Source organism: Streptomyces sp. NPDC054932, from assembly GCF_053610205.1.
The window spans coordinates 1-7,943 of record NZ_JBSGXU010000281.1; the positions used below are offsets into that span (position 1 = coordinate 1).

Below are 7,943 nucleotides of genomic sequence, written 5' to 3' on the forward strand. Positions count from 1 at the left end.
GCGGGGTCCGGGGCGGAGCCCCGGCGGCGCGGCCGCACGGCTACAGCAGCTCGCGCAGGCGGTCCGCCAAGAGGTCCCAGCGCCAGCGGTCCTCGACCCAGGCACGGCCGGCGGCGCCCATCCGCGCCCGCAGGGCCGGGTCCCGCAGGAGGGTGACGATCCGGTCCGCCGCCTCCTCCGGGGAGCCGCCTCGGACGACCCAGCCCGTCTCACCGTCCAGCACCGCGTCCGGCGCCCCGCCGGAATCGCCCGCGATCACCGGCAGACCCGTGGCCGAGGCCTCCAGGTAGACGATGCCGAGCCCCTCCACGTCCAGCCCGCCCCGCCGGGTCCGGCAGGGCATGGCGAAGACGTCGCCCGCTCCGTAGTGGGCCGCGAGTTCCGACCACGGGACGGCTCCGGTGAGGACGACGGAGTCCGAGACCCCGGTGGAGACGGCCAGCGCCCGCAGGTCCGCCTCGTAGGGCCCGCCGCCCACGATCAGCAGCACCGCGTCCGGCACCGCCGCCAGGATCCGCGGCATCGCCTCGATCAGCGTGTCCTGCCCCTTGCGCGGCACCAGCCGGGAGACGCAGACGACCACCGGCCGGTCGGTCAGCCCGAGCCGGGCCCGGACCTCCGCCCCGCCCGATCCCGGGTGGAAGGTCTTCTCGTCCACCCCCGGAGGGAGTTGGACCATCCGCTCCGCCGCCCGCTGCGTCACCGCCGAGGCGATCCGCGAGCGCGTGTACTCCCCCAGGTAGGTCAGCGTGTCGGTGCCCTCGCCGATCCGCCGCAGCAACTGCCGCGCGGCCGGCAGCTGGGCCCAGGCCGCCTCGTGCCCGTGGGTGGTCGCCACGATCCGCTTCGCACCGGCCCGCCGCAGCGCGGGGCCCATCAGCCCGAGCGGGGCCGCGGCACCGAACCACACCGACTCGCAGCCGTGTTCGCGCAGCAGGCCGACCGCCCGCCGCGTCACGCGCGGGGTCGGCAGCAGCATCGTCGTCCGGTCGCGGACCACCTGGAACGACTGCTCCGCGTCGAAGGCCGCGGTGGCCTCGCGGCCCTCCGCGCCGTGCTTCCAGGTGGAGGCGTAGACGACGACCCGGTCGGGATCCAGCCGTAGTGCCATGTTGTGCAGGAAGGCCTGGATACCGCCGGGTCTCGGCGGGAAGTCGTTGGTCACGATCAGCGTCTTGTGCATCGCTGACAACGTACCGGACGCCCTCAGCGGAACTCCTCCCGCAGGGCCTCCTGCCAGTCCTTCGTCAGCCCGGCCGGGTCCACGCCGAGGGCCTCCCGCACCGCCACCGGCCACGGCCGGCGCCCCGCCTGCTCGTACAGGTCCACGAGCGCCGCCTCGCCCCACTTCTCCGCGATCAGCCGGCAGGCGAGCCAGGAGCCCTCGTACGCCCGGGCCAGGGCCTCTGGGTCACCCCCGAAGGCGAAGGCCTCCGTGCGGGGCAGCTCCCCCGGCACCTCGCCCCGCCGTACGGCCCGGGCCAGCGCCGGAGCGGCCTGCTCCGGGACGGTGGAGGCGCCGCGGTACGCCGCCCAGTCCGCGAAGCCCTCCGACAACCACAGCGGGGTGGTGGCGGTGGTCGCCGCCCGGGTGGCCACGTGGGTGACCTCGTGGGTGAGGATGACCCCGCGGCCCGCCGGACCGAGCTCCGCCCACCCCTCCGGATTGACGACGACCCGGTCGGCGGGGGCCGGAGCCGCACCGCCCACCCGGCCGGTCGTGACGGCCCCCATGCCCCGGTACTCGGCGGCGGGGCGGCCCAGCAGCTCCGCCATCCGGTCCAGGGATCCGGGGACCAGCACCACCGCCCGGCCCGCCCAGGGCCCCGGCCAGGCCGCGCTCGCCGCGGGCACCGCCCGGTCCGCCTCCGCCGCGATCGCGGACAGCGTCGCGGCGTCCTGCCCGACGCCCAGCACCAGGGCGTGCGTCCCGCGGACCACCGCCACCGGGCCCTGGTCCCACAGCTGCGGCAGCGCGCCCGGCGCGGCCCGGTCGCCGGTGACCCGCCAGCGCCCGCCGTCCCGGGTCAGCCGCACCTCGCGCGCCGACCCGGCAGCGGCCGGGTCGTAGCCGGTGAGCCGGTAGCGCAGGTCCGCCCGGACGGTGGCCCCGGCGCCGTCCCGCCGGACGGCGGAGACCTCGTACGCCCATCCCTCCAGCGGGATCCCGGCCAGCTGCGCGGGCGGCGTCCGCGACCAGGCGGCGACGGCCTCCCGGATGTCCCGCTCGGCGCCGTCCTGCGGGGCGGGCACCGCGCACGCGGCGAGCAGCGCGCTCAGCAGGAGCGGCAGCGCGCGTACGAGGAACCGGCGGACGGGGGGCATCCGACGATCGTACGCACGGCTGCGGTCAGGGGCGGGTCACCGAGGAGACGGGCATCATCCCGACGGGGTCGTAGCGCACCCGGGCCCCCGGGTAGGGGGCGTGCACGACCTGGCCGTTGCCGACGTACATGCCGACGTGGCTGGCGTCCGAGCGGTACGTCACCAGGTCGCCGGGGCGGGCCTGGGACAGCGGCACCTGCCGGCCCGCGTGCCGCTGGGCCTGCGAGGTGCGCGGCAGCGAGACGCCCGCCTGCCGGTACGACCAGACCATCAGCCCGGAGCAGTCGAATCCGGACGGGCCGGTGGAACCCCACACGTAGGGCCGGCCGACCGCGGCCCGGGCCGCCATCACGGCGGCCGCGGCGCGTCCCGAGGAGGGCCCGAGGGCGGGGAGCTCGGGGAGTCCTTCGGGGCGGCCGCCGGAGCGCGAGGAGCGCTCGTAGTCGGCCCGCTCCTCGGAGGGCATGGCGTTCAGCAGCCGTCGGGCGGCCGCGAGCTTCGCGGTGACGGAGCGCTTGTGCCGGGCCACGTCGGAGCGCAGGGCGTCGAGCTCGGCGAGTTTGCGGGATGCCTCCCGGCGCTCCTGGCCGAGTTCGCGCTGCTCCTCGCGGAGTTCGGCGAGCTGCCGGGCCTGGCGGCCGGTCAGCCGGTCGAGGGCGGCGGCCTGTTCCAGGTACGCGTCGGGGTCCTCGGCCAGCATCAGCCCGACGGCGGGGTCGATGCCGCCGCTGCGGTACTGGGCCCCGGCGAAGCTGCCGAGGATGCCCCGCATGGTGTTGATGCGCTCCTGGCCGCGGGCCACCGCGTCCTGGGCCCGGTTGACCTCGACGCGGAGCCGGTCGGCCTTCTCGCCCGCCTCGTTGAAGCGTTCGGTGGCCTGCTCGGCCTCCTCGAAGAGGCGGTCGACCTGGGCGCTGATGCCGCTCCTCGCCCCGCCGCCCGGTTCGTGCGGGAGGCCGGGGGCCGCGCTCGCGGGTACGCCCGTCATGGCGACCGCGGCCGTGGCCGCGGCGGCGGTGAGGACGGTGACCTTCGCGTTCCGGTCGAGGCCGCCGAGCCCGGACCGGCGATGGGACGCCACGTGAAACCGCTCCCTTCCGCTGTGTGTGCCCGGGTCCGCCCCCCGTGGACGGTCATGTGCCGGGTTCCGCGCTGGCAGACAGTAGCCGGACGCTCACACCCCGACCAACGACCGTCGGAGCGCACACACACGGACGCCCCGCAGGAGACGCAGGTCACCGGCGGGGCGTGTGGTCAGAAAGGAGCCGCGGAATTCGCCCGGATGGGCGGTGTGCGGCGCGTCAGCCGATGCGGACGCCGAACTGGAACGGCATGTTGTCCATCGACTCGTACTTGATGCCGCTGCGCGGGTTCGAGGCGTGCAGCGTCATGTTGTTGCCTGCGTACAGGCCGACGTGGTGCAGGTCGCCGTAGAAGAAGACCAGGTCGCCGGGCTGGAGCTGGCTGCGGCTGATGCGCGTGCCGTCGTTGGCCTGGGTGTAGGTGACGCGGCTGATGCTGACGCCGGCCTGCTTGTACGCCCACTGGGTCAGCCCGGAGCAGTCGTAGACGTTGGGCCCGGTGCCGCCGGACTGGTAGGTGAAGCCCAGCTTGGTCTTCGCGGCGGCGAGGGCGGCTCCGGCGCGGCCGGAGGCGCTGACGTTCCCGAGGTCGACGCGCTGGCCGTCGGCGCGGCTGGCACGCGTTTCCTCGTCCTTGAGCGCGGCGCGCTCCTGGGCGGTGAGGGAGTTGAGCAGGGCCTGGGCCGCGGCGAGCTTCTCCGTCGAGACCTTCTTCTTCTCGCCGAGCTCCTTGCGGGTGGCGTCGAGGTCGGCGAGCTTGCCGGCGGCCTCCTGGCGCTGCTGCGCGAGGGTGCGCTGCTTGTCCTGGATCCGCTGGACCGACTCGACCTGCTTGCCGCTCAGGTGCTCCAGGGAGGAGGCCTTGTCGAGGTAGCTGTCGGGGTCCTCGGAGAGGAGCAGCGCGAGGGCGGGGTCGATGCCGCCGTTGCGGTACTGGGCGCTGGCCATCGAACCGAGCGCGCTGCGCAGGTCGTTGAGGTCGCCCTGACCGCGCGCGACCTGGTCCTGGAGCTGGGCTATCTCCTTCTCCAGCTTGTCCTGGCGCTCCTTGGCCCCGTTGAACTTCTCGGTGGCCTGCTCCGCCTCTTCGTAGAGCGCGTCGACCTGGGCCTTGACCTCGTCCTTGCTCGGCTTCGCCGGAGCGGCGGAGGCTCCCTGGGAGGAGAGCGCGACGGCCGCGGCCGCGGCGGCGGTGATCACGGTCACACGAGCGCGGGTCGGCTGCTTGGGTCGACGGTGGGACGCCACGAAGGCGATCTCCTTCTTCCTGGAGCCGCCGAAGAACGCAAATCGGCAGCACCTCCGCCGCCACTCCGAATGAGTGATCCACCGCACGAAGGTTTGAACAGACCCTAGTGACCCAGCTGTGATCAGTTCAAATCCTGTCGAGAAAAAACTCGCTCTCCAACCAGGTTCTTTACCTACAGCGCACGCTCCGTGCCGGGCACTTGACGGTACGTTCGCTGTGGCGCCGGTCAATTCCGGCATTCGGGCTGGGAGTTACGAAACTCGCGAAAGCCGCTTCAGTAGCAAAGCGGACGTCACGGGCCTCGCGCCTGCCTTGGCCACCCCGTCCGCGACCTCCCGGTCCGTGGAGACCACGACCACCGGACGGCCGGGCGGCTCCGCCCGCACCAGCTGGCGGATCAGCTCGTCCGCCGTCACCCCCGCCTTGGAGAACAGCACCCGGACCCCGCGCGGCGGCGCCAGCAGCACCGGGGCCGCCAGCTCCGCCCCGTCGAAGACACAGGTCATCTCCGCACCCGTCTGCGCGGCCAGCATCGACAGCCCGCCCAGCAGCCGCAGCCGCTGCTTCTCCAGCGGCATCGTCGGATAGCCGGTCTTGGTCACGTTGTAACCGTCGACCACCAGATGCGCCTGGGGCAACGCCAACAGCTGGTCCAGCAAAGCCGGATCGGTCTCCGAGAGGGCGCGCGCCGCGATGTCCTTCGGTGTCATCCGGCCCGGCTCCACCGCATCCACGGTGTCGGCCGGCCGCGTGTTCACGGGCGGCAGCGCCAGCTCGCGGCGCAGCCCCTGGGCGGCGTCCAGCACCGTGTCCAGCAGCAGCCGCAGCCGCATGTCCTCGATGCTCCGCCCCTCGCGGGTGGCCCGGCGCGAGGTCTCCAGCGCCGTCTCCACCTCTGCGAGACGCGACTTGAGCCGACGGCTCTCGCTCTCGGCGGCGGCCACCCGGGCAGCCGCGTCACCGCGGATCCCGTCGATCTCCGCATTCACCTTGCGCAGGGCCGCATCACCCCGCTTGACGTCGCTGAGAGCACTGCGCAGCTTGCGCTGAAGCGATTCCGCTTCCTTGCGGGCCGCATCCAGCTCGACCCGTACCTGCTCCCCGCCCGTGCGCTGCAGTTCCCGTACGTGGGCCAGCTCCTCGCGCAGGCGCTCCAGCTCGCGCCGGGACTCCTCGCCGACCCGCTCGGCGTCGGCGCGCTGCGCCTCCTCGCCGGCGGCGGCCACCAGCTTGACCCAGCCGGCCGGCCGCAGGACGAAAGCGGCGGCCGCCACGTCGAGCGGATCCGCGGCGGCGGGCGGAGCACCGGCCTCCAGCGCGGCGGCCAGGTCGGCCTGTGCCTCGCGCAGCTTGTCGGCGACCCTGCTGCGGAACACGGCGTCGGTCTCGACCGCCGCGGCCATGGCGCTGCCCGCGAACTTGGCGCGCCGGGTCGGGGTGAACCGGGCGTACTGACGCAACTGCGCCGGGAGGTCCGCGACCGTCAGTCCGCCGAAGGCGTCCGAGACGAGCGCGACGACCCGGCGCCGCACGCCTTCCGGCAGCGGGTGGTCGAGCGCCTCGGCGGCGTCGCCGGCCGCGTCGGCCGGCTCAGCGCCGCTTGCTGGCTCCACAATCCGTCACCCCTACCGTGATCTTCCTGTGGGTGCGCCTCCGTCAGGAGTCCGCGCCCGGCCTGTCCACGAGCTCGATCTGGTCCACCGCGTTGCACCAGCGGCAGCGGACCGACTCGATGGTCTCATTGACCACCTCGCGCTCCTCGACCTTGGGCTCCCCGGCAAGGTCCAGGTGGACGTACTCCACGACCTTCGACGAACGGGTGACGTCGAAACGCGTGAGGTTGCCGCACAGGGTGCAGCGCCACCGGGTGGTGTCGGTCGGCAGGGGAACCGTCATCAGGCCGCTCTCTCCTTCGTAGCTGATTCAATTAAAGCCGCCCGCGCCGCCGTATGCGTCGTCCTGCGGACCGCAGCTCGTAACCCTACGGCCTGCCACCGCTTCAGGTGGGTCCCGTTGCGTCATGCTCTGTCACATGATCGTAAGGTGGCGGGCCGTTCGCGAGGCCGCCCGGGGACCGGTGGTCACCCATGCGCTGATCGCGGGCTGCGCCGTGGTGTTCGTACTCGGCCCGGCCTCGGGGCTCAACCCGGTCTACGGGACGGGGGAAGAGCTGCTGTCCGCCGGTACGGCGTACTTCCGGCGCTGGGGCGTGGTCCCCGACGAGCTCTTCACGGGCACCCCGCGCGCCTGGCTGACCCCGCTGACCGCGCTCTTCGTCCACGGCAGCTGGCTGCACCTGCTGGGGAACATGCTCTTCCTGCACGTTTTCGGCGCGATGGCGGAGGAACGGATGGGCCGCCCGGCGTTCCTCGTCTTCTACCTCTGTACGGGTTACCTGGCGATGGCGGCGTACGCGGCGGCCAACGCGGGGTCCCCGCAGACGCTGGTCGGGGCCTCCGGCGCCATCTCGGCCGTTCTGGGCGCCTTCCTCTTCCTGCTCCCGCGGGCGAGGGTGACGAGCCTGTTCCCCTTCCTCTTCTTCCTGCCGCTGCGGTTCCCCGCCTGGATCGTTCTGCTGTTCTGGTTCGCCCTCCAATGGGTGGCGGCACAGCGGGCCGGCAGCGGCCCGGGGGTCGCCTATCTGGCCCATCTGGTGGGCTTCTCGCTCGGCTTCCTCTACGCATGGGCCCGCTATCGGGGTACGACTAGAGTGAGGCGACCAGCGACGGCCACCGAGGGAGACAGCCAGCCGTGATCACCGCGATCGTGCTCATCAAGACCAGCGTGGACCGGATCCCCGAGATCGCCGAGTCCATCGCAGCCCTCGAGAACGTCAGTGAGGTCTACTCCGTCACGGGGACGTACGACCTCATCGCGCTGGTCCGCGTGGCCCGCCACGAGAACCTGGCGGACATCATCCCCGGCCGCATCAGCAAGATCCCGGGCGTCGAGGCGACGGACACGCACGTGGCCTTCCGCACGTACTCCCAGCACGACCTGGAAGCGGCCTTCGCCATCGGCCTGGACGCATAGCGCTGGCTTCGGCCGGCGTCGTATCCCGGGCGCTGCCCGTCCCCTGCGGGGTGCTTGGCGGTGTGCGGCTCGGCCGTCTGCCGGGCGCGGCCCGTCCCCTGCGGGGGTGCTTGGCGGTGTGCGGCTCGGCCGTCTGCCGGGCGCTGCCCGTCCCCTGCGGGGGTGCTTGGCGGTGTGCGGCTCGGCCGTCTGCCGGGCGCTGCCCGTCCCCGCGCCTCAATCGCCGGCGGGGCTGGATGGTGCGCGGTGCCCTG

8 protein-coding genes are annotated in these 7,943 nt (G+C 73.4%); 2 read left to right on the forward strand and 6 right to left on the reverse strand.

The window, feature by feature from the left end; genetic code table 11:
• Positions 1-40: 40 nt before the first annotated feature.
• The 6 genes from ACWGE1_RS38640 to ACWGE1_RS38665 form a co-directional block, all read right to left on the reverse strand.
• Positions 41-1,183 carry a glycosyltransferase family 4 protein gene (locus ACWGE1_RS38640; RefSeq protein ID WP_453425151.1) on the reverse strand — a complete coding sequence of 381 codons (1,143 nt, stop codon included), beginning with the start codon at positions 1,181-1,183 and terminating at the stop codon, positions 41-43.
• A gap of 23 nt (positions 1,184-1,206) precedes the next feature.
• Positions 1,207-2,325, reverse strand: coding sequence for a hypothetical protein (locus tag ACWGE1_RS38645; RefSeq protein ID WP_453425152.1), 1,119 nt, complete (start codon positions 2,323-2,325; stop codon positions 1,207-1,209).
• A gap of 25 nt (positions 2,326-2,350) precedes the next feature.
• Positions 2,351-3,406 (reverse strand): NlpC/P60 family protein, encoded by a 1,056-nt coding sequence (locus ACWGE1_RS38650; protein WP_453425153.1) that lies wholly within the window; start codon positions 3,404-3,406, stop codon positions 2,351-2,353.
• 220 nt (positions 3,407-3,626) lie between these two features.
• Positions 3,627-4,655 (reverse strand): NlpC/P60 family protein, encoded by a 1,029-nt coding sequence (locus tag ACWGE1_RS38655; RefSeq protein WP_453425154.1) that lies wholly within the window; start codon positions 4,653-4,655, stop codon positions 3,627-3,629.
• 252 nt (positions 4,656-4,907) lie between these two features.
• Entirely contained in the window at positions 4,908-6,272 is a 1,365-nt protein-coding gene (locus tag ACWGE1_RS38660; RefSeq protein WP_453425156.1) for an NYN domain-containing protein, read from the reverse strand.
• 40 nt (positions 6,273-6,312) lie between these two features.
• Positions 6,313-6,552, reverse strand: coding sequence for a hypothetical protein (locus ACWGE1_RS38665; protein WP_008738811.1), 240 nt, complete (start codon positions 6,550-6,552; stop codon positions 6,313-6,315).
• A 124-nt stretch (positions 6,553-6,676) separates the two neighbouring features.
• Between ACWGE1_RS38665 and ACWGE1_RS38670 the strand changes: the two genes are divergently transcribed.
• A complete protein-coding gene (locus ACWGE1_RS38670) occupies positions 6,677-7,411 on the forward strand; it encodes a rhomboid family intramembrane serine protease (RefSeq protein WP_453425155.1) in 735 nt (244 codons plus the stop codon).
• The gene (locus ACWGE1_RS38675; RefSeq protein ID WP_030013053.1) at positions 7,408-7,689 is read left to right on the forward strand and encodes an Lrp/AsnC family transcriptional regulator; all 282 of its coding nucleotides are present in this window, start codon (positions 7,408-7,410) and stop codon (positions 7,687-7,689) included. The genes ACWGE1_RS38670 and ACWGE1_RS38675 overlap by 4 nt, the downstream gene beginning before the upstream one ends.
• Positions 7,690-7,943 lie beyond the last annotated feature (254 nt).

What these genes read in the sequence shown, in the direction of transcription:
- ACWGE1_RS38640 (WP_453425151.1), bottom strand. Translation starts at nt 1,183, where the DNA reads ATGCACAAGACGCTGATCGTGACCAACGACTTCCCGCCGAGACCCGGC.
- ACWGE1_RS38665 (WP_008738811.1), bottom strand. Translation starts at nt 6,552, where the DNA reads ATGACGGTTCCCCTGCCGACCGACACCACCCGGTGGCGCTGCACCCTG.
- ACWGE1_RS38645 (WP_453425152.1), bottom strand. Translation starts at nt 2,325, where the DNA reads ATGCCCCCCGTCCGCCGGTTCCTCGTACGCGCGCTGCCGCTCCTGCTG.
- ACWGE1_RS38670 (WP_453425155.1), top strand. Translation starts at nt 6,677, where the DNA reads ATGCTCTGTCACATGATCGTAAGGTGGCGGGCCGTTCGCGAGGCCGCC.